This window comes from Pedobacter sp. (assembly GCF_046462515.1).
Lineage (GTDB): Bacteria > Bacteroidota > Bacteroidia > Sphingobacteriales > Sphingobacteriaceae > Pedobacter.
In genome coordinates this window covers 32,568-56,887 of the sequence record NZ_JBKGVD010000006.1, presented here as the reverse complement: position 1 = coordinate 56,887, position 24,320 = coordinate 32,568, and the positions used below count along the sequence as shown (strand labels likewise).

General features: G+C 35.2%; 18 protein-coding genes. 16 read left to right on the top strand and 2 right to left on the bottom strand.

The window, feature by feature from the left end:
• The 6 genes from ACLHG9_RS06015 (at window position 1) to ACLHG9_RS05990 (ending at window position 9,741) form a co-directional block, all read left to right on the top strand.
• Window positions 1-1,359, top strand: a complete 1,359-nt coding sequence (locus ACLHG9_RS06015) for a sensor histidine kinase (protein ID WP_410220589.1) — start codon at window positions 1-3, stop codon at window positions 1,357-1,359.
• 108 nt (window positions 1,360-1,467) lie between these two features.
• Window positions 1,468-2,724 carry a TolC family protein gene (locus ACLHG9_RS06010; RefSeq protein ID WP_410220588.1) on the top strand — a complete coding sequence of 419 codons (1,257 nt, stop codon included), beginning with the start codon at window positions 1,468-1,470 and terminating at the stop codon, window positions 2,722-2,724.
• Between the two features lie 7 nt (window positions 2,725-2,731).
• Window positions 2,732-3,820, top strand: a complete 1,089-nt coding sequence (locus tag ACLHG9_RS06005) for an efflux RND transporter periplasmic adaptor subunit (protein WP_410220587.1) — start codon at window positions 2,732-2,734, stop codon at window positions 3,818-3,820.
• A 276-nt stretch (window positions 3,821-4,096) separates the two neighbouring features.
• Window positions 4,097-7,207: an efflux RND transporter permease subunit gene (locus tag ACLHG9_RS06000; RefSeq protein ID WP_410220586.1), complete on the top strand. Its 3,111-nt coding sequence runs from the start codon at window positions 4,097-4,099 to the stop codon at window positions 7,205-7,207.
• A gap of 793 nt (window positions 7,208-8,000) precedes the next feature.
• Window positions 8,001-8,519 carry an acyl-CoA thioesterase gene (locus ACLHG9_RS05995; protein ID WP_410220585.1) on the top strand — a complete coding sequence of 173 codons (519 nt, stop codon included), beginning with the start codon at window positions 8,001-8,003 and terminating at the stop codon, window positions 8,517-8,519.
• 31 nt (window positions 8,520-8,550) lie between these two features.
• A complete protein-coding gene (locus tag ACLHG9_RS05990; protein WP_410220584.1) occupies window positions 8,551-9,741 on the top strand; it encodes a sodium:proton antiporter in 1,191 nt (396 codons plus the stop codon).
• On the opposite strand, the gene ACLHG9_RS05985 is transcribed toward ACLHG9_RS05990, so the two are convergent.
• Together ACLHG9_RS05985 and ACLHG9_RS05980 are read right to left on the bottom strand one after the other, a co-directional pair.
• Window positions 9,738-10,244 (bottom strand): hypothetical protein, encoded by a 507-nt coding sequence (locus tag ACLHG9_RS05985; protein ID WP_410220583.1) that lies wholly within the window; start codon window positions 10,242-10,244, stop codon window positions 9,738-9,740. The genes ACLHG9_RS05990 and ACLHG9_RS05985 overlap by 4 nt on opposite strands.
• Window positions 10,244-10,648 carry an EVE domain-containing protein gene (locus ACLHG9_RS05980; protein ID WP_243361970.1) on the bottom strand — a complete coding sequence of 135 codons (405 nt, stop codon included), beginning with the start codon at window positions 10,646-10,648 and terminating at the stop codon, window positions 10,244-10,246. The genes ACLHG9_RS05985 and ACLHG9_RS05980 overlap by 1 nt, the downstream gene beginning before the upstream one ends.
• An 817-nt stretch (window positions 10,649-11,465) precedes the next feature.
• Between ACLHG9_RS05980 and ACLHG9_RS05975 the strand changes: the two genes are divergently transcribed.
• The 10 genes from ACLHG9_RS05975 (at window position 11,466) to ACLHG9_RS05930 (ending at window position 24,299) form a co-directional block, all read left to right on the top strand.
• On the top strand, window positions 11,466-13,916 hold the full coding sequence (locus ACLHG9_RS05975; protein WP_410220582.1) for a hypothetical protein: 2,451 nt from the start codon (window positions 11,466-11,468) through the stop codon (window positions 13,914-13,916).
• Window positions 13,909-17,502, top strand: coding sequence for a helicase-related protein (locus ACLHG9_RS05970; RefSeq protein ID WP_410220581.1), 3,594 nt, complete (start codon window positions 13,909-13,911; stop codon window positions 17,500-17,502). Before ACLHG9_RS05975 ends, ACLHG9_RS05970 begins: the two co-directional genes overlap by 8 nt.
• The gene (gene drmB, locus ACLHG9_RS05965; RefSeq protein ID WP_410220580.1) at window positions 17,502-19,460 is read left to right on the top strand and encodes a DrmB family protein; all 1,959 of its coding nucleotides are present in this window, start codon (window positions 17,502-17,504) and stop codon (window positions 19,458-19,460) included. The genes ACLHG9_RS05970 and drmB overlap by 1 nt, the downstream gene beginning before the upstream one ends.
• Before the next feature lie 296 nt (window positions 19,461-19,756).
• Window positions 19,757-19,894 carry a hypothetical protein gene (locus ACLHG9_RS05960; RefSeq protein ID WP_410220579.1) on the top strand — a complete coding sequence of 46 codons (138 nt, stop codon included), beginning with the start codon at window positions 19,757-19,759 and terminating at the stop codon, window positions 19,892-19,894.
• An 80-nt stretch (window positions 19,895-19,974) separates the two neighbouring features.
• A complete protein-coding gene (locus ACLHG9_RS05955) occupies window positions 19,975-20,361 on the top strand; it encodes a VOC family protein (protein ID WP_410220578.1) in 387 nt (128 codons plus the stop codon).
• A gap of 58 nt (window positions 20,362-20,419) precedes the next feature.
• On the top strand, window positions 20,420-21,127 hold the full coding sequence (locus ACLHG9_RS05950; protein WP_410220577.1) for a DoxX family protein: 708 nt from the start codon (window positions 20,420-20,422) through the stop codon (window positions 21,125-21,127).
• Between the two features lie 9 nt (window positions 21,128-21,136).
• Entirely contained in the window at window positions 21,137-22,300 is a 1,164-nt protein-coding gene (locus ACLHG9_RS05945) for an aspartyl protease family protein (RefSeq protein ID WP_410220576.1), read from the top strand.
• Window positions 22,301-22,514: 214 nt separating this feature from the next.
• On the top strand, window positions 22,515-22,973 hold the full coding sequence (locus tag ACLHG9_RS05940; protein ID WP_410220575.1) for a GNAT family N-acetyltransferase: 459 nt from the start codon (window positions 22,515-22,517) through the stop codon (window positions 22,971-22,973).
• A gap of 11 nt (window positions 22,974-22,984) precedes the next feature.
• A complete protein-coding gene (map, locus tag ACLHG9_RS05935) occupies window positions 22,985-23,749 on the top strand; it encodes a type I methionyl aminopeptidase (protein WP_410220574.1) in 765 nt (254 codons plus the stop codon).
• 115 nt (window positions 23,750-23,864) lie between these two features.
• Complete coding sequence (locus tag ACLHG9_RS05930; protein ID WP_410220573.1) at window positions 23,865-24,299, top strand: RrF2 family transcriptional regulator; 435 nt, start codon at window positions 23,865-23,867, stop codon at window positions 24,297-24,299.
• Window positions 24,300-24,320: the final 21 nt, after the last annotated feature.

The window sequence follows — 24,320 nt, the reverse complement described above, 5'->3', positions numbered from 1 at the left end:
ATGAAGATAAAGAACAGATTAGCCTTATATTTTACGCTAATAAGCGCTACCATGCTTTTAGGTACGCTTGGGGCCATCTATTTTACTTTTATCAAATTTTTGGAAAGCGATTTTTACGACCGCCTTAACGACAGGGCTTACATTACTGCCCGCCTATATCTCGAAGCCGATGAAATCTCTTCAGATTCATTGAACAAGGTAAGAAACCAGTACCTGGAAACACTGCATAATGAAGTTGTGCGCATTTACAACATGAGCAATGACGCGGCATTTATCGGCGATGACCAACGTTACTGGACAAGCGATGTAATCAATGAAGTAAGACAGCGCAAAAAACTAAAATTTAAAGAAGGACAAAGACAGGTAGTAGGTATTTTCTATAAAGACAATCAGGGCGACTTCGTAATATTGGCATCGGCTATAGACCAAAGTACGCTTAAAAGGACCGAAAAGCTCCGTAAAATCATGGTTGCTTTTTTCTTTATTATCTTGGCGGCCTTGCTGTTGTCATCTCGTTGGGTTGCCAACCGTATTTTACGTCCGTTAGATCTCTTTATAGATGATGTAAAGAAAATCAAATCGAGCAATCTTGATTACCGCGTACAGGAAGGGAAAAGCAAAGATGAAATAGGGCTTTTGGCACAAAATTTTAACAACTTAATGGAACATCTGGAGCAGGCATTTGCTCTACAAAAAACATTTGTTTCTAATGCATCGCATGAACTGCGCACTCCCATAACCAGTATTTTGATGAGTGCCGAAATTACGTTGAGCCAACCCCGAACAGAAGAATATTATAAAGCTGCGCTCAACTCCGTAATTGATGATATAGGAAAAATGGACCATATCATTAATGGTTTATTAAATCTGGCACAATCTGATCTCGAAATAGGAACAGACAAACAGCAGGAAATCCGTATAGACGAAATGATCTGGGATCTGCAAAAAGAATGGAAAAGATTACACAATGCAGAACTTATCCTTGGTTTTGCCGAAACCTCGCAAGACCAAGAAAGCTTATTGATCAAAACCAATCCTGTATTGTTACAGATTGCCATTAACAACATTATAGCCAACGCTTTTAAATTTTCTGATTTTAAGCCCGTTCATTGTACCATTTCAGCATCAGCAGATTTCATCAACATTCATATTATGGATCAGGGCACCGGAATAGAACCATCAAATTATGAGCAAATTTTTAAGCCTTTTCAAAGCCTGTACAAACACCAACAGCATAAAGGAAATGGTTTAGGTTTATACATGGCCCATAAAATTATCCATATGCTCAAAGGCCACATCAGTTTTACTTCTGTTATAGGAAAAGGAACTACTTTTTCTGTTAAACTCCCTAAATTTTAATTTCATTTTAATATGCCTTTAATTTGGCTTTAATTTCATGGGGATAGCTTTGCCGACAACATAAAAGCTAATTCTATTTAAAGATTAGCTTTTTTTTGCAAAACATCCATGAAAAAAACATTTGCACTGGCATTTATTTTTATGGTCTTAACAAAAGCAGGCCATACCCAAAACACGCTTAGTTTAACACTTCCAGAAGCCGAAAAAAGATTTTTAAAAGAGAACTACCAATTATTAGCCCAGAACTACAACATAGAACAGGCAAAAGCAGAGATTATTACGGCTAAATTATTTGACAATCCAGAGATTAGTCAGGAAAATTACCTTTACAGCACCTCAGAAAAAAAGTATCTCGGTACATCTTATAATACCGGCTATTACAGTTTGGAAGTTTCACAGCTTATTAAACTGGCTGGCAAACGCAATAAAAATATACAACTGGCAAACACTGGAGTAAAACTGGAAGAATATGCGTATTACGACCTTATCAGAACGTTACGTTATGAGCTAAGAAGCACTTTCTATAAAAGTTATTACCTCCAGCAGTCAGCAGCAGTATATAAAGATCAGATTGCAGCGTTGAACAAGCTATTAGCCGCCTCAGAACAGCAGCTAAAACAAGGTAATATTGCAGGTAAAGAAGTTATCAGGATCAAATCTTTGCTATATAGCGTAAATACCGAATATAACAGCTTAAAAAACGACATAGAAGAGCTAAACACCAATCTTAAGGTATTGATCCATGTTCCGGCACAAACGCTTTTGCAACTTGTAGCAGAGCCTATACATTTCGAATCGTTAAAAGACAAAGCCTATACCGCACTGCTTGATTCTGCAAAAACAAACCGGGCAGATTTAAAATACGCACAAACAGCAGTTACCCATGCTCAGCAAAATCTAAAATTACAAAAAGCTATGGCCATACCAGATATAGAACTTTCTATGGTATATACCTCACAAAATATGCCCGATAAATTTTTAGGTATGGGTGTTAAACTTCCGCTCCCTTTGTTTAACAGAAACCAAGGTGAGATCAAAAAAGCTAAAATAGCCATAGATGCGCAGAACAATAATTACTACCAGCAGGAAAACCTTTTAGAAAACGAAGTTTATAAATCTTATATCGCAGCATTAAGAGCACAGGAACTGTATGATGGGATGGATAAAAACTTTAACCATGATTTTACCCAAATGATGAGCGATGTAACCGCAAACTTTGCTAAGCGCAATATCAGTCTAATTGAGTTCTTAGATTTTTATGAATCATTTAAGAACAATGTATTGCAGTATAACCAGATCAGGTTTGATGAAATCAATACCAAAGAAGAAATCAATTATGTTACCGGAACCAACATTTTCAAATAATATAAAAATGGCACGTAAAATAGCTTACCTATTGATAATTGGTACCGCTTTGAGCATACAGAGCTGTACAAGTAAGAAAGCAGAAGTGGCAGAAGATAAAAAATTTGCTCTGACCGATTCACTGATCAGTAAACTAAAAATTGATACTGTAAAAGATGCGAGCAGTCATACAGAGCTTAATTTTTCGGCTAAAATAACACCTAATGAAGACACGCAGGCTACTGTGTACCCTATGGTAAGCGGAGTTGTTGGTAATGTAACCATAAAATTAGGCGACAAAGTAAACAAAGGGCAAGTACTTGCTACACTTAACAGCGCAGAAATGGCCGAATTTGACAAAGAAGCCGTCAGTTCAAATGCAGAGCTTAAGGTTGCAGAAAGAGCTTATAAACAGGCTGAAGATATGTACAAAAGTGGGCTAATCTCTGCCAAAGAACTTGAAGAAGCAAAAAATAATCTGATTATTAAACAGGCTGAGCATAAAAAAGCCAGTACCGTTCTTAAGCTGAACGGGGGTAACAGCAGAGGTGTTTACAATATTGTATCGCCGGTTACAGGTTATGTGGTAGAAAAAAACGTAACCAGCAATATGCTCCTGCGTCCTGATAATGCAAATTGTCTCTTTAAAATAGCCAATCTCTCAAACGTATGGGCAATGCTCAATATTTACGAGTCTGATATCTCAAGCATTCAGGAAGGCAATGAAGTTACCTTGTCTGTATTACCTTATCCAGAACGGACTTTTAAAGGTAAAATAGATAAGATCTATAATGTAATAGATAACGAAACCAAGGTCATGAATGCCCGTGTAGTTATACCTAATGCAGATCTGAGTTTAAAACCCGGTATGATTGCCACGGTTAAAGTTACGGCCAAAGCACCTGTAAACCTGCCTACTATCAATCCTGAGAATATCGTTTTTGATGAGAATAAAAACTATGTGCTGGTAATTGATCCGAAAAAGAAAATCAGGATTCAGGAAATAGAAATAGGACGCAAAACAGCCAGCATGGCCTACATTAGCAAAGGCTTGGCTCCGGGCGACAAAATAGTGGCTTCTAAACAGGTGTTCTTATTCGAGAGCCTTAAAGATTAAGTAAAATGGATTATGGGGCTTCTTCTTTTAGATTAGACGATATGTCAAGCCTTAGCAAAAGTTTCAAAGCAAAGGCCGTTGCCAACGACTTTTCCTCCATTTTGTCGCTCAAACAGCGTAGCTCTCTTGAGTACGATAAAAGATATAAATAAAACACGAAAAAATGGAGTGCCAATACCATGCACAAGGGCAAGCAAAGTTGTGTAATGAAATTAACATATCGATTATCAACACCAAACCCCATCATTCACGTTAAGTAGCATAATTCAAAAAGCAATGAACAAGTTTATCAAAAACATCATAGGGTTTTCGTTAAAGAACAAATACTTTGTGTTCTTTACCACTTTTATCCTTATACTTTCGGGTTATCTGAGCTTTAAACACACTACCATAGAGGCTTTTCCTGATGTAACCAATACCAGCATTACCATTATTACGCAATGGCCGGGCCGCAGCGCAGAAGAGGTAGAAAAATTTGTGACCAGACCTCTGGAGATTGCCATGAACCGTACTGAAAAAAGAACAAGCATACGCTCTTCTTCCTTATTAGGCCTATCGGTAGTTAAAGTAACCTTTGAAGATGATGTTGAATATGCTTTTGGGAGAGTGCAGGTCAATAACCATATTGCAGATGCCGATCTGCCCGATGGGGTAAAACCCGATATACAGCCGGCAACAGGCCCAACAGGCGAAATTTACCGCTATACCGTAACGAGTAACAAAAGAAACATCAGGGAGCTGAAAACCATACAAGACTGGACCATTGAAAGAGAACTGCTGGCAGTGCCCGGGGTAGCCGATATTGTAAGTTTTGGTGGCGAAGTTAAGACTTACCAAATTACGGTGAATCCACAAAAAGCCATACAATATGGCGTAAGTGCTACCGAACTGTTTGAAGCTGTTTCAAAAAGCAATATCAACGTAGGTGGTGATGTGATTGTACAGGGCGGACAAGCTTATGTAGTACGTGGCATTGGCGTACTCAATAATATAGACGAGATCAGGAACATTGTTGTAGATAACTTTAACGGCACCCCTATTTATGTAAAAAGCATTGCCGATGTTACAGAATCAGCTCTACCAAGATTAGGCCAGGTAGGCAGGGATTATGATCCTGATGTGGTTGAAGGTATTGTATTAATGCGCAAAGGCGAAAATCCAAGCGAAGTGATCAAAAGCCTAAAAGCTAAAATAGAAGATGTAAATAAAAACATTTTACCTGCCGATGTTAAAATCAAAGCCTTTTACGATCGAGAAGATCTGGTAAACTTTGCCACACATACGGTTCTAGGCAATATGTTTGAAGGCATATTGTTCGTAACGGTAATCGTATTTCTTTTCATGGCCGATTGGCGTACAACACTTATCGTGTCACTGGTTATTCCATTAGCACTGTTATTTGCCTTCATTTGTCTAAAATTAAAAGGCATGTCAGCTAATCTCCTTTCTATGGGAGCCATAGATTTTGGGATCATCATAGACGGAGCTGTGGTCATGGTAGAAGGTATTTTTGTAATATTAGATCACAAGGCCAAGACCGTAGGCATGCAAAAATTCAATACAATCAGCAAATTGGGTCTGATCAAAAAAGCCTGTCTTGAAAACGGTAAAGGCATTTTCTTTGCCAAACTCATCATCATAACAGGTTTGATGCCTATCTTCACCTTTGAAAAAGTTGAAGGAAAAATGTTCTCACCTTTAGCCTGGACACTCAGCTTTGCCTTATTAGGAGCCCTTATTCTAACATTTACCCTTGTACCTGCGTTAGCCAGTGTGTTGCTGCGCAAAAACGTTAAAGAAAAGCACAATGTTTTTCTGGAATTTATCATACAAAACACCTTAAAACTGTATGATAAATGCTTTAAAGTAAAAAGAATGGTTGTAGGTTTCTCAATAGGCATACTTGCGCTTGGACTGGTAAGTTTTAATTTTCTGGGCACAGAGTTCCTTCCCAGCCTTGATGAAGGTTCTATATATGTAAGAGCAACCGCACCACTTAGTATCTCACTAAGCGAAACCAAAAAATTATCTAACCAGATGCGCAAGATCTTTTTGAGTTTTGATGAGGTAAAACAAGTGCTTTCACAAACTGGCCGTCCAAATGACGGTACCGATGCCACAGGTTTCTATAATATGGAATTTATGGTTGATATCTATCCTAAAAAAGAATGGAAACGCAAGCAATCCAAAGAACAGCTCATAGAACGCATGCAGGAAAAACTGAGCGGGTTTCCAGGTATTAGTTTAAATTTTTCACAGCCTATTTCAGATAATGTTGAAGAAGCCGTATCAGGTGTAAAAGGTTCTATAGTAGTTAAAATGTTCGGCGACGATTTTCATTACATCGAACATACCGAAGAAAAAATATTCAATATCCTGAAAACAGTTAACGGCATCGAAGATCTGGGTATTCTCAGAAATTTAGGACAGCCAGAATTGCAAATCAATCTTAACCAACAAAAAATGGCGCTTTATGGCGTAAATACGGCTGATGCCAATGCTGTTATAGAAATGGCTATCGGGGGTAAAGCTGCTACTCAGATTTATGAAAGCGAGAAAAAGTTTGACCTAATTATCCGCTATCCAGAAGATTTCAGGAATGATGAAAGTTCTATCGCCAAATTACGTATCCCTACCATTTCGGGTGCTAAAGTTCCTTTGAGCGAGATTGCTACCATTCGTAAGATTACTGGCCCGAGTATGATCTACCGCGATAAACATCAACGTTATGGTGCAATTAAGTTTTCTATTCGTGGTCGTGATATGGGCAGTGTGATCAAAGAAGCGCAGCAAAAAGTAAATAGCCAGATCAAATTACCAAAGGCCTACAAATTAGAATGGGCCGGCGATTTCGAGAACCAGCAACGTGCCACTAGCCAGCTTTCAAAAGCGGTACCGATCAGTTTGCTATTGATTTTCTTTATCCTGTTTGTACTGTTCGGTAACATCAAAGATGCCTTACTGGTATTAAACAATGTACCTTTTGCATTGATAGGTGGTATATTTGCTCTGCTCATTACGCATATCAATTTTAATATCTCTGCGGGTATTGGTTTTATTGCCTTGTTTGGTATTTGTGTACAAAACGGAGTGATTTTAATTACCAAATTTAAGCACAATATCGATGAACTTAAGCACAAACCCGAATGGACATTTACCGATGCCATCAAAGATGGTGTGGCTACCCGTGTACGTCCGGTTATTATGACGGCATTAATGGCCGCCATAGGGCTGTTACCTGCTGCTTTATCAACAGGCATTGGTTCTGAAGCCTCAAAACCGCTTGCCATAGTGGTTATCGGCGGACTGATCACCAACACCATTTTCTGCCTTTTCGTTTATCCAATTATATTTTACTGGAGCTATCATAGAAAAGTGAACAAATAACAATGTCATCAAGTAATACGTCATCCTGAACTTTTTCAGGTTCTATGCTCAAGCTCCCGTAAATTTCATTTTTATCACGGTTAAGCTGCCCTAACGGGCAGCTTATTTTGTTTTATCATCCACCACTAAACTACCCTCACCTATTAATACCACCGTCACCCTGAACTCGTTTCAGGGCCTTTATTCTTTCCATAGATGCTGAAATAAACGGCGTAGCCCTCTTGAATACCATTGAAAACATAAATACCTAATGAAAAATTCAACATGACGTGAAGAAGTTCAGCATGAAAAAAGAAAGGGAAACATTTATTCAAATAATGGAGTTGTCACATTGAGCCTGTCGAAATGTGTTCTTAAATAAAAAACTATGCATTATATGTGCCTTGTACAATTAATTTTCCTCTATGCCGGAAGGGCATCTTCTTTTTTCTTGATAAAAAAGAAGGAAAAAATCAAGGCTGCTTATTTTTCTGTTTACGTAAGCGAGCAGGCCAATCGGTGCTAACCGAAAAATAAAAGGCCGAAAAAAAGTTGAACGTAGAGACACTAAAATAGTTGAGCTGAAGCAAAACAAAAAGCTACGCAGTGAATAAATTCAGCAGGAAGATAACATCACCCTCACCCCTTTATACCGTCGTCACCCTGAACTCGTTTCAAGGTCTATAAAACCTCAAAACCCTGATGCGCAATAAAGCAAAGCTTTAAACCCCTAAAACACTCCACAAAAAAGCTTCCCATGCTTCTTTACAAAAAAATAATAATGCAAAGCGGCTATTTTATTTATTTTTGTGGCATGAATAAAACAAAACGCCCTGAAGATTCATTCACCATCATGAATGAACTGGTTTTACCCAACGATACCAATACCCTAAATAATTTAATGGGAGGACGTCTGTTACACTGGATGGATATTGCCGCCGCTATTTCGGCACAAAAACATTGCAATAGAATTGTGGTAACTGCATCTGTAGATAACGTGTCGTTTAAACAACCGATTAAACTGGGCGATGTGATTACGATCGAAGCCAAAGTTACCCGTTCATTTAACACTTCTGTAGAAGTAAGGTTAGATGTATGGGCACAAAATATCCCTTCAGGCACCAAAGTAAAATCAAACGAAGCTTATTATACATTCGTAGCGGTTGATCAGAGCGGCAGAACCATACCGGTTCCTGAACTGAAACCCGAAACTCCTGAAGAATTAGAATTGTTTGCCGGCGCTTTAAGGCGCAGACAGTTAAGACTTGTACTGGCAGGCAAAATGCAACCTGATGATGCAGTAGAATTAAAGGCACTTTTTGCTAAAAGTTAAAACCGGCTTTAAGCTGTAAGTTGTTAAGCCAATGACTACTTATACCGTACTCATCATATTAAGCGGACTGGTTATTTTTTCTTATTTGTTCGATCTTGTAGCAAGTAAGACAAAATTACCCTCAGTACTATTGCTCCTGCTTTCGGGCATAGGCTTAAGGCTTTTGGTTGATAAGCTACAGCTACATACCTATAACTTTTTAGAAATTTTGCCCACTTTGGGTACTGTAGGTTTAATCTTGATCGTGTTTGAAGGCTCCTTAGAGCTAAAATACGCCAAAGAAAAAAATAAAGTGATCAAGGGGGCATTTTTATCAGCCCTCTCCATACTGATCGTTACCGTAGCTGCCATTACCTTTATCATTTACCAGATCACCGGTAAAGATTTATACCTCTGCTTTGTTAACGCCGTTCCCTTTAGCGTGATCAGTTCGGCTATTGCCATTCCATCTGCAGCCGGTATGCACAAGCATGGTAGAGAGTTTATCATTTATGAAAGCTCTTTCTCTGATATATTGGGCGTAATCCTATTCAATTTTGGCATTTCAAACCGCAGCATTACGCTCAGCTCCTTTACACAGTTAGGCATAAACACGGCATTGATCCTCATATTGTCTGTAGTGGCCTGTATTACTTTATTGTATTTAATGGGTCGTATAAGGCATCATATCAAGTTCTTTCTCATTATTTCTATCCTGATTTTGGTATATGCCATTGGCCAGTCTTTCCACCTGTCGGCTTTGGTACTGATCCTTTCATTCGGCTTGTTTTTAAATAATGCCGATGCCATTAAACATGCCTGGTTCAGGAGCGTATTTATTTACAAAAATCTGGCTAACGACCTTACCCAGCTTTACCAGCTATCGGCAGAGACCGCTTTCATTATCCGTACCTTTTTCTTTGTGATCTTTGGCTTTACCATGGACATTTATGCTTTAGACGATGCCAATATCATCATCAATGGCCTTATTATACTCATGAGCATTTATGTAATCCGCTTTACCTATTTATATTTCTTTAAACGCGATAATTTCCTCCCCGAAGCATTTGTATCGCCAAGAGGACTGATCAGCATCCTGTTGTATTACAACCTTCCGCAAGAACTTAAATTACCCCAAATAGGTACACCATTCTTATTTATGGTTGTTCTGGGCTCAAGCCTGATTATGAGTATGGGCTTAATGTTTAGCAGAAGAAAAAGCATACCAGAAAATCCTGCTTAATAGCTTACATATTTAATTTCAGTACGATCTACGTAAGGCTCCAAGCGATTATAGTTGGCAGTGAAGTAATCAGGATTTCCTTTAACTTTTAAGGTAAAGCCTTTGCGTATCAGTACAGCCACACCACCAACCATACTCCCGGCCACAGCCCCTGTACCTACTAATGCAGCTGTAAGTTTAGCCATATTAGCTGTATTATTTTCTCCTTTATCTAAAGACCATACAGAAATACCTATGCTCAAGCCCACTAAAGCACCACTACCTACTGCCTCCCCAAAACCTAAACCTTTTTTCCTGATCTTAATTGAATGGATTTCTGTTGGCTTGAATATGTAATAATTGCCTTTCTTATCTTCAATACCTATACCTTCAGCATTTACTTTTTTCAAGCTGCCCCGAATAGGTTTATAAGAATAAGTCCTTACTTTAACTTCCCAATTTTGCTGTGCATTTAAACAACAACCTGCCAATATTAAAGCAAGAGCAATTAAAAGTGTTTTCATTAGCTACCCATCTCTAATATCTTATCAAACTCGGTTGCTTTTAAAGGCATAACCGATAAACGCCCCTGGCGCACCAGTGCAATATCTTTCAGGCTTTCTTCAGCCTTGATCTGATCTAAACTTACCGGATTTTTCAAGCTTTCTACAGGAGCAAGATCTACCACTACCCAGTTAGGATCAGATGTTGTCGGATCCTGATAAAATTCCTTGACCACTTTTGCCACACCCACCACATGCTTGCCTTCATTACTATGGTAAAACAGAACCAGGTCGCCTTTTTTCATTTCTTTTAAATTGTTGCGGGCCTGGTAATTTCTAACGCCGTCCCAAAAAGTCTGACCGTCTTTATTAAACTGCTCCCAACTGTATTTAACAGGTTCTGATTTCACTAACCAATGGTTCATATATATCTGAAAATAATTGTAATTGAATTAAGCCAAAACTAACAAAAGATATACGGATTTGAAAATATATGTAAGTCTGGAAGCTGAAAGCCGAAAGACAAACAACGAGCAATGAAAAACGAAACAACACAACCACCACACAGCCTATACACAACCTCAACACAACAATGGCACAAGAAACACACAACAACGACACAATAAAAGTACTAAAATGTCCACAAAACAACAAACAAACAACTGAATATCAACAATTTAAAATTTTAAAACCTTCTCAACTGTTACACTTAGTGATCAATATAATCAACATCCATCCAAAAATTGGCACAAGTAATGAATTTCCTAAAGGCCTACATCACCTCGCTAATACCACCGTCATCCCCGGAAATCGGGGCAAGCTCTGAACTCGTCTCATGGTCTCTTCCTCGTTTAGAGATATTATTAAGGTAATTAAATATGCTCAACTAAACGGCGTAGCCTTCTTGAATACCATTGAAAGATAAATACCTAATGAAAAATTCAGCATGACGAATCTTTTTAATGTCACCTTTGAACTTCACCAAGTATCTTGACAAGCTGTATCAGAGTCTACCCTATAGCACAACAACCTTTGCAAACAATAAATAAGGTCATTTGTAAATATGAAACTGAAATACTACTTTAGAATTAATTAACCGCTCGGAATTCCTTTAGATTTGCCGAACAATTTTTATTAGTTATAGATTGTACAATCTTTCCGAAAATGGGTGGACAAACATTATTTATAACACATATTTACTAATTATCAGTCGTCTAAGCAAAAGGACATGAATGGCATTGAATGAAACAACAAATCCAAAACTATTTAAACCAAATATATTCCGAAATTCAGAAACATTACTCTGACGAAATCAATTTAAGAGAAACTGATTTTGAAAAGTACAGTATATTTGATTTTGTAAATTTTCATTTGATTTATCATTACATCCTTGATGACAGTTCAAATAAAAACGACTTTTTCATATGCATATCAGAAAACGAATACAGAAAAAACTTTTTTTCTTCAATTTTTCATTCTATAGTTCTAATCAAACTTTATCAAAATTATTTTAATTACGAGAATACAGCTCCTGAATTGAATAAAGGAGACTTGATTTATAGAAAATACAATAGAGAACACAGGATTTTCATTGTCAAAGACACATTCTCGGAGCAAATAAAAATAAACTTTAAGTTTCCTAAAAAGAACGAAATTGGAATTAATGACTTTTTGCTAAAAAAACATTTCTACACAAAACTGAATCCAAATTTAGTAGATACAAAAAAATCGGCAAAGAACGTAGATTCTTATCGTGAATTTTTATCTTCTAATTTCAACGAAGATTTTCCATTTATAACTGATTTTAAGAATAGAACATTGGTAATCGCTGAAAAACAGTTTTTCAATGAAAGTAAATTTTTACCAATTAGATACACAAATAAAAACGGAAAAATAAGTAATGATTTACCATTTTTCAGCTATTTAGTAGAATGTTGTAATGATTTTGATTCTGCAAAAAACTTTCTGCTGAATAACAATGAGTGCTTCGATGAAATTATCATCATTGGAGCTCCTAAATATAGGAATAACTTTGATTTTATACTTCAAGAAAAATATAGAGGCAAATACAAAACTATTATTCTTATAGGTTCCGAAAAACCAAATACTGAAAATCAGTTTTTAGAATGGTTTTGGTCAAATGATGAGGTTAAAATAGCTAACAATGAAGAGCCAAACAGTCTTGTAAAGATTAAAATAAGTGATGAAAAATTACATTCTTTAATTGTTGAACTAAAATCTGAAGTAGATAAAATAAAAGATGAGAGCGGGGTAAACCTTTCTTTTATGCTGAAATACACAAACTTCTTTATGAGAATGCTTTTAGTAAATACAAACCTTTCCAAAGGAATTTTTCAAGAGTATTTAGATAGACTTAATTACTTTTTTCAAAGTGAAGCATTTTCAGAAGAAATCAATAAGCTTTTTTACGGAAAAGATGTTTATAATCCCGATACAATTAAAAATTACACTCAACGCATTTTTGATAAGTTTTCAGAAATCTCTAAATCTTTGGAAGACGAAAATTTAAAATGGAACTACATAAAAGAGAAAGCAAAATCATATCAAGGAAAAGTAATTTATTTAGTTGTAGAAAAGAAAAATTATGATGCTATAAATAACCAACTATTAAACGAACGGATTAACAATATTCATTTGATAAGCGATAAACGAATTGACAATTCAAAATTATATTTAGACAAATGGTTAAACGACAATCAAAATTCTGAAAATAAGTTAGTTATTATACCCTATTTGAATAACAAAGATTTGTTTTTAAAAGCAAAACAAATAAAGGGTGCTTGTCAAGTGCTTTCTTATGAAAATCTTGATGAAATTTCTTTTGATAATGTAGAAAGAGATTATCAAAATCAAGAAAAAACGAGATTGACCCACAAAGACAGGAAAAAGTTTGTTCAGACTGATTTTACTACTGTTGAAGAAAGCAAAAAAAGAGAATTAGACGATATTTTTTCCTTTGATTTGAATAATGAGGATTTTAAAACAGACCCAAATGAAATCATTGACTTACCAAAAGAAAGGGTAATTTATGAAGTTGTTTTTGATGATAGTTCTAAAGATAAGTTTGATTCAACAAAAGGAGTATTTGTTGTTGAAAATGGGGAGCAAATAAAAACAACTATTGGAGAATTGTATGATAACGCAACTATTAGATTTTATCAAAACAATAGTCCAAATGAGTTTAGACGGATTTTGAAAATTTTTGATACTGAAAACTTATTGGATTCTTTTGATGAATATTCAGAAAGCTGGAAAGAAACGTTGAGAAAACTATCTTTAGATTTTGGCGGTATTGAAAAACTATATAATCTAATTTTTGACACATATAAAATAAATTACATCACATTCAAATTTTATTTTGCTGAAAACACCCCAACAAGATTTCCAATAATGAAAACATTAGAAGCAATTCGGGAATTTTGTGTAAATAATGGCTATAAAAATGAATTGATTGTAAATGAATTTGAAAAGTTTAAAATTTATTCTAAAAAAGACCATTCAATAAGACAACAAGCAGGGAAAATATTAGGAAATGATTTGTTGGATTATATCGCTTCAGATAAAACCGATATAAGCGATTCTTTAAGCAAATTACCCGAAGACATTTTGAAAAAATTAACAGCAACAATCCAACAAAAGACGGTCACTAAAAAAACAATAGTAAATGAGTAAATACATAGACGAACCAAGATTAATTTTTAGAGATACCATTCAAAATAATCTGATTGGCCCCGGCTCTGATGTTTTCGTTTCGGATACTGAAAATGAAATCATCTCTGATTATCCTCTGAGTAGGTATTATTCAGGTATCTTGTTTCCCGAAAGAGATACAGCTACATCAGTTGGCGAAAAAGAAACCATCGATGCCAATGCTGAAATTGAAGATGACGATTTAGAAGAAAATCTTACTTTATCAGATGAAAACGGAGAAGCAAACGAAGAAGAAATTAATAAAACCAACAATGTAGAACCTGAAAAAGAATATTCAGAAGCTAACCAATATTTTCCAACTAATTTTGGGCTGACTTTTTGTGTTCCAAAAGAAACAAAAAGTATTGATGTAACATTTAATTATGCAAAGTATATTCAAATCGAGCCAGTAAATGCGGTTATTCAAATTGAAGAAAAAGATTATCGTTGGTTTGTTGAACACCCTTATAATTACATCAGTAGTTATTTTAAATTTGAAAGAGGGCAAATGTCTTTGAATAAAGAAGTTTTTGAAAAAGGAGATTTAGATGTTCGGAATTTTAGACAACGATTTAGAGAAGATGAAAGACAAGCAGAGCTACTCGACAGTACTCCTTACAAAAAAGCGGAGTTATTATTAGGTCGTCTTTGGAAACGTATAAAAAGAGAACCTGCAACAGTAACGCTTAATTTACAGGAAATTAATGTTGATGAATCAGTAGCATATCCAATAGACGAAAATCAAGATGATAAGTCAATTATAACGTGTTATTACAAAAAGATTTATGAAACGGATTATGGTAAATTCATAAAAATCTTATTGGCAAATAGATTAAATCACCCAAAGAACAAATTCTCATATAGTAATGAACAATTAAACAGGAGTGCAATATTTCAAGGAGAAATAAAAATATCAGGTACTGAATTTTTGCCCTACAAACAACTTGCAGAAATAAATCCCTTTGATGAAGAACTTAATCTAATCAACTTTCAATACAGACAAGAATATTCTTTTGGAATTGGTCACGGTTGTGCCGTTGCTTGGGATAATGATACGAATCCAACCGAATTAAAAACAACATTTTTACCCGATGTTGATATTAAAAATTACAGTAACGCATTCAAAGATACCTTTCCGCAAGAATTGAAAGAAATAACAGCATTGAAAAAACTTTCAATTTGGACGGATTTAGATAAATCAACCATTATTCAAAAATTAAAGCTATTTGCAAAAGAGTATAAAGATTGGATAACAAATGAGCAGGAAACTACTATTGCGGAAATTAATTTTAAAAAATCATTAGATACAATTTTAGAAAAGCAAAACGCCACTTATGAAAGGTTAGTTAGAAATATAGAATTTCTTAATTCTAACGAAGTTGCATTTAAATCTTTTCAAATCGCTAATACAGCAATGTATATCCAAATGCTTATTTCTAACAAAGAATTATTTGGAAAAAAGGGAATTGAATTAAGCGAAATTGATAAAAATTTGAATTATAATGATTTAGATTTTTTCAAAAATCATTCATTCAATCCAAATTACAGACCATTTCAATTAGCATTCTTCTTATTGAATCTGGAATCAATAATCAATGAAGATTCTGATGATAGAAATAGCATTGTTGATTTACTTTGGTTTCCAACAGGTGGTGGAAAAACAGAAGCATATTTAGCAATTACCGCATTCACAATTATAAGTAGAAGAATTTTATTCGGTGAAAATGCTGATGGTGTTTCTGTAATAATGCGTTATACATTGAGGTTGCTTACCGCTCAACAGTTTGAAAGAGCAACAAAACTTATTTTGTCATTGGACTTTTTAAGAAGAAATTTTCAATCAGATAATGAATACTTTTTTGGAAACGAAAAAGTTTCAATTGGAATGTGGGTTGGAGCTTCCACTACACCAAATTCATATAAAGATGCTCAAAAAATATGGAAAAATGTAAATGATGAAATTGTAAAACTCAACAATAAAAAAGAGGGTAATTATCAGAAAGTAAACACTTTTCCTATTACAAGTTGTTCTTGGTGTGGTTGTAATTTGGTTACAAAAAATCAAAATGAAAAATACGATTTAGGTTATTCTGCAACAGATAAATCATTTTCAACGAATTGTTTAAATCCTGATTGTGCATTTAGTGAGGAACTACCGATTTATTTTGTAGATGATAAAATTTATCAAAATCCACCAACATTACTTTTCGCAACAGTTGATAAATTCGCAATGCTTTCTCATAGAGAAGAAGGACATAAATTGTTTAATTCTCAGGAAGAAAACAAATTGCCACCCGATTTAATCATTCAAGATGAATTACACTTATTGAGCGGTCCATTAGGTTCTATTACTGGATTGTATGAATCTATTGTAGAAATGCTATCGACGAAAGGAAACCGAAAACCTAAAATCATTACTTCTACGGCAACAACTCGAAACACAGAACAACAAGTTGCAATGCTTTATGGAAACAGGTCTTTGAATATATTTCCACCTATGGGAGTAACCTATAATGACAATTTCTTTTCTTACGTTTCTGATGAGAGCAAAAGAAAGCATATTGGATTTATGCCAACAGGTAAAACAGCTCTCAACTCACAGATACGAATATTAGGGAATTTATTATTAGCTCGTATCGAATTATTCAAATATTTGCAGGAAAAAGAGCAATTAACACGAGAAGAAGCTATTAGTAAGGAAGATAATTTTTGGACAATAGTATCATTTTATAATAGTTTGCGTGATGTTGGTAAAATTTACAATAAAGTACCTGCTGAAATTTTAGATTTCTTGAAATTGTTACACAATCGTTATCATTTGAACAAACAACTTTATGGCTTTAATTATTTTGGATTATCGGGCAGAACAAAAGAATTAACAAGCAGGGTTGAAAGTAATTCAATTAAAAAATTGCTAAACGAGTTAGAAGAACCTTTTCAGTTAGTGTCAAAAGACGGTTGGAGTTTTGTACACAATACAGTTGATTTAGTTTTAGCTTCTAATATGTTTTCTGTTGGAATAGACATAGAAAGATTGAATGTAATGTTGATGAACGGGCAACCTAAAAACGTTGCCGAATATATCCAAGCATCAAGTCGTGTTGGAAGAAAAGACAAGGGAATAGTAGTCAATTTATTAGATGCAAATCGTTCAAGAGATAAATCGTATTTTGAAAATTATGTGCCGTTTAATAATACTTATTACAAGTTTGTGGAACCATTAAGTGTAACGCCTTTTACAGAAATAGCTTTGGATAAAGTTTTAGCGAGTTTATTAGTTTGTTTTGTCAGACATAAGCAAGGTTTGTACCCAGACAAAAGAGCAAAAGATTTTGTTGGGAATTATGAAGAATTAAAGACATTCATTTCCGAAAGAATTAAAAACAAGAAGCAATTAGAATATGCTTTGGATAAATTAAAAGATTTGGTTGATAAGTGGACTTCAAAAGAAGGCGATTTGACTTATAAAATCCTAATTAAAAAAATGTCAGATTTAGATGATTGGAGTTTAATGATGTCAATGAGAGAAATAGATACGAACAGCATTGTAAAAATAATTAACAAGTGATGGGGCAATTTGAACAAATACAAACAAGAAAAGCCATAAGTTCTTATGGTGGAGTTGGTTCTATTATAGAAACAAGAGATGGCTCTATCTTAATTGATAATTTTGATGAATGGCCATTCTTTCAGGTTGTAAACGAAAGATTCGAGGAACACAATTTTATTATAGATAAAAGGTTTAAAAACCGTTTAAGTAAATATTTCCAACAGTTAGAAAACTTGGTTAAAATCCCTGTAAATGAATTAATAAAAGGATATGACCCCGAAAATAAGTTTGCTTTTTTATCTGCCAAATATTTTCCAGAATGGTTTTATTGCAATAATTGTCATCGTTTTGATAGAATAGATAACTGGAAACGCAATTGGGATAACAATGTAGAAAGTCAGCATAAAACCACTAATACTGAACGAAGTTATTTTTATCCGCCCAAATGTTATTGTTGTTACGTAAAAAACAGAGATAAAAAACGAAAATTTTTCGATTTGGAGCAAGTGCGATTTATTTTAACTGCACCTAACGGAGAAATTGCAGATATTCCTTGGGATAAATGGGCTTTATTTTTAGATGTAAAAAAGAAAGGAAAGAAAAAAGAGACTGAAAGTACAGCAACCGATGAAGAAGAAATTATCACACTTTCAAATATTCAGGTTCCAGATGATGCAATATTTGAATACAAGACTTCTGATAAATTAGATGATTTGAAAGGTATTTGGATAATGACAAAAAGAAAAGATGGAGAACAAATCAGTTTTGCAACATTATCAGGTCTGTTTAATTTGAGAGTAAAAATTCAAGATTTGCTACCAAATACAAGAGAAACTGATATTTTATTCAAACCTGTTATCCGTTCAAGTAATAGTGTCTATTATCCTAATATTTTATCAAGTATCTATATTCCTGCGAATGATGAATTGAATGAAACCATAATTAAAAAGATAAAGGAGTATTACGAAGATGATTTTACTATTCCACAGATTTTGAAAATTTTGAAAAATGAAAATAGCCGAGAGTTTTCAGAACAACTAATTCAAAATTTGATTGATAATAGTTTTAGTGAAAGAGAAGCCGAGATTGCAAAAACAGAGAATCAATACCGTTATGATGAGTATAAATACATTACTGAAAATAGTAGCGAAAGGGTCGAGGACAAATTAATTTTTAATAAAATTGATACTACTTTCTTTCAAAACGATTTAATAAAATCCATTTACAAAATGGATAAGATAAAAATTACATCTGTTCAAACTTCTTACACAAGACAAGAGCCGATTTCAACCAATTCATTTTTAGAAGATGAAGATGCTGAAAAAATAACAACCGAAAGTATAACTAAAAAATTCACTTCCAATTATGGAGTAAATACAAAATATTTACCAGCAGTTGAAAGTTTTGGAGAAGGAATATTTTTTGAGTTTGATAATAATCTTTTAGATAGGTGGATTTCAAGTAATCCAAAAATACAAGAGAGAATAGATATTATTATTGGTAATCACAGTTATTTAGATTCAAATTTTGATGAAGACTTAGTAATTAATCCTAAATATATTCTTATTCATACATTTTCTCATTTAATTATTAAAGAATTGGAATATTTGTGTGGTTATCCATCAACTTCTATTCAAGAAAGGTTATACATAGATGAGAGTTTAACAATGAATGGAGTTTTAATTTATACTATTGCTGGGTCAGAGGGGAGTTATGGCGGGATTACATCCATCTGCGATGATGACCGAATAGGAAAATTGATAGAATCTGCAATGATTCGTGCTACTGATTGTGCAACAGACCCGATTTGTTATCATACACATGGACAAGGTGTTGCAAATCTTAATCTTTCAGCTTGTTTCAGTTGTACTTTGCTCCCTGAAACATCTTGTGAAATGTTTAACTGCTATCTTGACAGAAGAATTTTAGTAGATAAAGATTATGGATATTTTAAGAGAATAATAAACAAAATATAACAATTAGGTAAACTAAGAATTAACAAAAAGCTTAACAAATGCGACAGCATAATAATTAATCCACCCATTTCTTCTACTTTCCAAAAACAAAGCTTAAATTAGATTAATCACATTACACGCTCAACACCTAATCCTAGGATCATGAAATTCAAACTCGATTCAGTTATATTATATGTGCAAAATGTTGAGCGATTAAAAACATTTTACACCGAAATTTTAAAGCTCCAGATCCTTGAAGAAGATCTGCCTATATGGGTACTATTAAGTGCAGGTGCATTTAAAATTGGTTTACATAAATGTATGCAGACCAAATCAAAGAAGGCTATAAATTTGACAACAATACCAAACTGGTTTTTGAAATAGAAGACGACATCCATAAAGTAAGAACACATTTACTTGAACAAGGTGTAGCCATGAGAGCAATTAAAACATAGGATGATTATGCTTACCTGCTGTGCGATGGAGAAGACCCCCAAAGCAATGTTTTTCAGTTAAAACAACAAAAACACGTGTTATGAGCAGTATCTATTCACATTTAAAAAAGATGAGCCCGCAATTGCTCGTTTCAAATCTGGAGCAATCCATTAATTTCTATACAAACAAACTAGGTTTCAACCTTGCCTTTAGTTACGAAAATTTTTATGCTGCTGTGGGCAAGGATCATTTTTCCATCCACCTTAAATCGGGCAAACCACTATTAAAAGAAAGGATGCAAAAAAGAGACAACCAAGATATTGACCTTATCTTTTCAGTAGATAAAATAGAGGACCTCTACCTCAGGGCCTTAGCCGAATCGATAGAAATTGTACAGCCCTTAAGAAACATGCCTTATGCCAAAGAATTTTACATTGCAGACCCCGATGGCTATATCCTGGCCTTTATAGAAGAGACGAAGAATTAGACCACAAATAAATTTAAAATTCTATTTTAGCATCTTCAATCTAAACAGCTATTAAGTTATGCCCCTTGCTGCTAAATTAGACCAATTGCATGCCCATTTAAAAGGAAACCGCTGGCTCAGGTATTTTACGGTATTTAACCGTATTACTTTAGCCGCCGGATTTTTGCCTTCAGGTATGGTAAAAATTATGGGCGAACGCTTTACTTCACTTTCAGTTAACCACCCTATGGGGCATTATCTGGAAGCTTTACACTTAACGGGCTATTATTACACTTTTATAGGTATTTTACAGGTTACGGCTGCCCTGCTCTTGCTCATTCCCCGTACGGCAACATTGGGTGCGCTCTTGTATTTTCCCATTATACTCAATATATGTATTCTTTCGCATGCGGTACGATTTGATGGATCCTTATTGTCATCACCATTAATGGTATTGGCAAACCTCTACCTGCTTTGCTGGGATTACGATAAATTAAAATACATACTGCCCTTTAAACGCGATCAGGCACCGCAACCGACAGTAATCAGTACTAAATTCCCCACCAAATTCTTTGCCATTGCTGGCTCAGTGGTTATTTTCTTGGTTTTGTTCATTATTAACATATACAGCATTATGCCCCGCAATACGCTGTCAGATTGCATGAAACAATGTAAAGACAGCCCCGATCCAGAAGCCTGCAAAAGTTTTTGCGACAGCATCCATAAAGAAGGTATGCCGCTTAACAAAGCGCTAAAACAGTACAATAATGCCGTAAAAGACAAATAAGATTTATAAATGAAAAAAAGTATCCTCATCCCCTTCGTCCTCATCGCTAACCTTTGTTTAGCACAAAAGCAGCTTCCCGTTGTAAAAGCAAGTTCAAACAAGGCCAAGATCTACACAGAAAATAACCAGATCAATAACTGGAACATAGATCCCAAAATAAAAATAGATGTTTTCAGTACAAATAAATTAACCACACTCACGCCCATCAAATTCAAAACCGATATAGATTCACTGAATTTCAAGCTAAAACCGGGCGAAAGCAAAGATTTTATCGTGCTGCTAAATGGCAAAGATTCATGCTATACCCGCATACAAAGCCCCGAACGCAAAGATTTCAGTAAGACCAGCCCCGAAATACATGATACCATTCCCCTGATCATTAACAAAGAAAATACCATCTATGTAAAAGCGGTGCTCAATGCTAAAGATACCTTAAACTTCAATTTTGATACCGGTACCACCGAAATCGTATTAACCCGAAATGTACTGAAGAACAAAATCAAATCAGATTTAAAACTTTACAATACACCTTACGATCTAAAAATTGGAAAACACAGCTACAAAGCCAATGTTTTTGATACAGAACTAACCGGACATGATACCGATGGCAGGTTTGGCTGGGATCTGTTTGACGGCATGATCGTAGAACTCAATTATGATAAAAACCTGATGATCGTACATTCTAAACTACCAGCAAGCATTGTAAAAGACAAAACCTACAGTAAATTAGATATACGCTATTTCAGCAGTATTTTTTTAGTATCAGGCACAATTGCACAAAGCGGAACAAGCAACAAAGACTGGTTTCTCTTTGATACCGGTTACCAGAGAACCGCCATGCTCGACAACGACCTGCTGAAACAGCATAAATTTCCGGTAGAAAAAATGGAGGTTATTAAAAAAGTAATGATGCGCGGTGCCATGGGTAACGAAATCCCGGTTATTACATCCGACTTAAACAGCCTAAAACTGGGTAATCACGAACTAAAAAATGTTCCTGTACAGGTTTTAACAGGCAACAAACCTTTAAAAGATGAAAACATCCATATTTTAGGTAATGAAGTGCTGAAAAGATTCAATACCATACTGGATTTCCAGCACAATGTAGTTTATTTGAAACCCAACAACTTATACCAGGAAACATATACCGAACAAAAGAAAAAAGATTCGTAAACTATCCTTTTTGCAGTAGCATGTTTAGCTTTAAGACCACTGATACTTACATTCCGTTCAGCAAACATCTATGTACTTAGGTTAAGCAATTGCGATTGCAACTCGTCAGCACAGATAACCCGTGATATTGCCGCTCTGGCCTCTAAATATTGTAAAAACACAAATAACGGCATATTCGTTATATTTGCAGGCCCTGAACAAAGCGGCAAATATCATGGAGCACTTTAATCCCTTAATCGAAAAATACACAGACGGGCAAAAAGCACAGCTGCTTGCCTTATGGGAAAAATCGGTTCTGGCTACACACCATTTTTTGAGCAATGAAGATTTTTTAGCTATTAAAAAACTATTGCAAGACTTCGATTTTGCTACGCTCAATGTTTATAGCTTAAACCATGGTACAGAAATGATTGGTTTTGTTGCAACATCTGCTGTTAAGGTCGAGATGCTGTTCCTATCTCCCAGTTATTTTGGAAAAGGCTTAGGTAAAAAACTCATGGAATTTGCCATATCAACGCTCAATGCCACTGAGGTAGATGTGAACGAGCAGAACCAAAGTGCCTTTAGGTTTTACAAAAACTTGGGGTTTGAGGTATTTGAAAGAACCGAAAAAGACGATCTGGGCAAAGGCTACCCTTTGCTGAGGATGCGCTTAAATACACACGTACAATAAAAACAGATTTTATGTCTATATCTAATACAGCCGAACTAACCGGCATGCAAAAAGTAAGCGAAGCCGTTGCACGCACATTGAAAGAAATGACTTTATACGCAAAGCCAGGCATAACCACAAAGCAATTAGATGAATATGGCGCAAAAATACTGGCAGATTTCGGCGCAAAATCAGCACCATTGCTTACCTATAATTTTCCCGGATGTGCCTGTATCAGTGTAAACAATGAATTTTGTCATGGCATCCCCTCAGATCAAAGAATATTGCAAGAAGGCGACCTGATCAACATAGATGTTTCGGCAGAATTAGATGGATTTTGGGCCGATAATGGCAATTCATTTGTTTTGGGCCAAGACCTATATCAACACCAAAAACTTGTAGAAGCCTCTAAATACATCCTCAAAAAAGCCATCAGTAATATAAAAGGAGGCGTACGTATTGCCGATATTGGCCACCTTATAGAAACAGAAGCCAAAAAACGAGGCTATAAAGTGATCAAAAATCTGGGCGGACATGGCGTTGGCCGCAGCCTGCACGAAGAACCGGATGAATTGTTGAACTACAGGAACAAATACGATCAGCGCAGGTTCAGAAAAAATTCGGTAGTAGCTATAGAAACCTTTATCTCAACCGATTCTACCTATGCAGAAACCTTAGAAGACGGCTGGACTATGGTAGGCAACAAAGGCGGTTTTATGGCCCAACATGAACATACCATACTCATTACCGATACCCAACCCGTTGTACTTACCGCAATGAATGGCGTTTGGGATTAATCCCCAATTAGCCCCTTATCCCTCTTGATGATCTTATGCAATAATGCTGTTTTTATTTACGATATTTTTGTCTGAAATAAAAAATAATTACATTTGTATCTCAACAACATAAAATATGTTTTCAAAAGCCTGCGAATACGGCATCAAAGCCATGATCTACATCGCATCACAATCCTTAAAAGGGCAACGCGTAAAAGTTACCGATATGGTAAACGAGGCTGGCGTACCCGAAGCATTTACAGGTAAAATATTAAGTTCATTAGCCCAAAAAGGATTATTAGAATCGTTAAAAGGACCCTACGGAGGTTATTTTATAAACGAGAACAAAGTAAAGAGCATAAAACTGATAGACATTGTGAGCGCCATAGATGGCAATGGCCTTTTTGAGAACTGCGCTTTAGGACTTAAACAATGTAACGCAAAAGACCCCTGCCCAATGCACCACAAATTTGTAAAAGTACGCGGAGAACTCAAACATGTGTTAGATAGTTCTAACTTATTTGAACTGGCCAAAAGTTTAGAAGCAGGAAACACCGTACTCAACCATTAAAAAAATTTGTACCTATTTAAG